This window comes from Bacteroidota bacterium (assembly GCA_034723125.1).
GTDB lineage: Bacteria > Bacteroidota > Bacteroidia > CAILMK01 > JAAYUY01 > JAYEOP01.
Map to the genome: position 1 here is coordinate 1 of JAYEOP010000368.1, position 2,333 is coordinate 2,333.

The 2,333-nt window shown below is 27.7% G+C and carries 2 protein-coding genes; both read left to right on the forward strand.

The features are described from left to right. Window positions 1–273 precede the first annotated feature (273 nt). Window positions 274–1,701, forward strand: a complete 1,428-nt coding sequence (locus U9R42_09860) for an RNase adapter RapZ (protein ID MEA3496325.1) — start codon at window positions 274–276, stop codon at window positions 1,699–1,701. A gap of 137 nt (window positions 1,702–1,838) precedes the next feature. Then, a partial coding sequence (locus U9R42_09865) for a sugar phosphate nucleotidyltransferase (protein MEA3496326.1) occupies window positions 1,839–2,333 on the forward strand: 495 nt, incomplete at its 3' end.

Here is a 2,333-nt window from a genome sequence, read left to right on the forward strand (position 1 = left end):
AAAAATTTTAACGCAGTCAGATTGTTTATTATCTTTGTTCCCATGCTCCTTCGCTAAAGCTACAGCGTAAGCGAAAGGGTTTTCATTCCGAAATTTCGGAATCATATACTTCTTCAATTTTTTTTACATTATCCCGATATTGCTTCAAAAATTTTCATTGTCTATAAAAAACTCTGAAAATCTTAATGCGAATGTATTTATAGAACCTCCCTTATGTAAAAAGCTAAAATATATTTTATAAATTTGCACTTTCAAACCTAAAAGCCTATTATTTTGAAAACAACTATTTTATCAGATTTATTTTATAAATGGAGTTCTGAGAAACTACTTTCATTAGAGTTGTTACCTATTTCAGGATCATCACGTGAGTATTACCGAATTAAAAGTAAGAACAAAAGTGTAATAGCTACAATCAATAATGATAAAACCGAGAATATTGCTTTTTTAAATTTCACTGAACATTTTAGAAAGAATGACTTAAATGTACCTGAAATATATGCCAGTGAAATTGAAAAAGGAATTTATCTTCAACAAGACCTTGGTGATACAACTCTTTACAATTATCTGAAAGCTAATAAAGAGGGTGGAAGTTTTCCTCAAAAAATTATTGATATTTATAAAAAAATTATTGATGAATTGTTAAAGTTTCAGATTTTAGGAAGAAGCCTTGATTTTAGCAATGCATATCCACGACATAGTTTTGATAAGCAATCAATTATGTGGGACTTAAATTATTTTAAGTATAATTTTATCAAATTAGCAGGAGTTGATTTTAATGAACAATTTCTTGAAGATGATTTTAATGTATTTGCAGATTATTTGCTTGAGGCAAATACGGATTTTTTCCTTTACAGAGATTTTCAGTCAAGGAATATCATGATAAAAGATGATAAACTTTTTTTTATTGACTACCAAGGTGGTAGAAAAGGTGCTTCACAATATGATTTAGCCTCATTATTGTATGATGCAAAAGCAGAAATACCACAAAATGTAAAAGAAGAATTACTTGAATATTTTGCTGACAAATATGAACAAAAAACTAATGAAAGTAAGCTAGAGTTTCTTAAATATTATTATCCTTATGTTCTCGTAAGGGTATTGCAAGCTTGCGGTGCTTTTGGTTACAGAGGTTTTTTTGAAAAAAAACAACATTTTTTACAGAGTATTCCTCCTGCACTCAAAAATCTAAAATATTTATTAAGCAAAGTTGATGTTCTTGAAAGATTGCCTGAATTAACCAAAGTGATAGAACAAATTATTGAATCACCGAAACTTAAGCAACTTGAAAATAAAGCTTCTGAAAAATTTACAGTAAAAATATTTAGTTTTTCATTTAAAAAGCAACATCCTGTTGATAAGAGTGGAAATGGTGGAGGTTTTGTTTTTGATTGTAGATTTTTACCAAATCCGGGAAGAATTGAAAAGTATAAAAAACTTACAGGAAAGGATAAAGAGGTTATTTCATTTTTTGAGAAAAAAACTGAAGTTGATTTGTTTTTTAATAAAGTTTGTTCAATAGTGGATAGTTCCATTGAAAATTATTTGTTTAGAGATTTTAAAGACATAATGATTTCTTTTGGATGCACAGGTGGGCAACACAGATCCGTATATTTAGCCGAACAATTGCAAAAATATTTATTAGAAAATAAGAATGTTAAAGTTAAGTTAAAACACAAGGAAGTAGTTAAGGATGAGGAATGAGGAATGAGAGATGAGAGGTGAGAACAAATAAACAAATAAACAAAAAAACAACTTAATGACAATTAAATGACAGCGAAGCAAATGACCACTAAATGACTATTGAAACAAATAAACAGATAAACAAAAAAAATAAACCTATGAAAGCAATAATACTTGCAGCGGGATATGGAACAAGATTAAAACCATTAACGGATAATAAACCCAAAGCTTTAATTGAAGTAAATGGAAAAACATTGTTGGAAATTTGTATTCTGAAACTTAAGAATGAAGGTATTAAAGATATAATTGTTAATGTTCATCATTTTAGTGAGCAAATAATTAAATATCTTAAGGAGAAAAACAATTTCAATATTAATATTCAAATTTCTGAAGAGGAAAAGTTACTGGATACAGGCGGTGGAATAAAAAAGGCAAGATGGTTTTTAGATGACAAAGATCCTTTTCTCGTTTATAATGTAGATATTATTTCAGATATTGATATTCAGAAATTTTATAATTTTCATATAAAAAATAACCCATTAGTAAGTCTTGCTGTTTCTGATAGAAAATCAACAAATTATTTGTTGTTTGATTCAAATAACTTTTTAGCAGGATGGAAAAGTTATAAAACTGATAAGCAAATTATTTCAAGA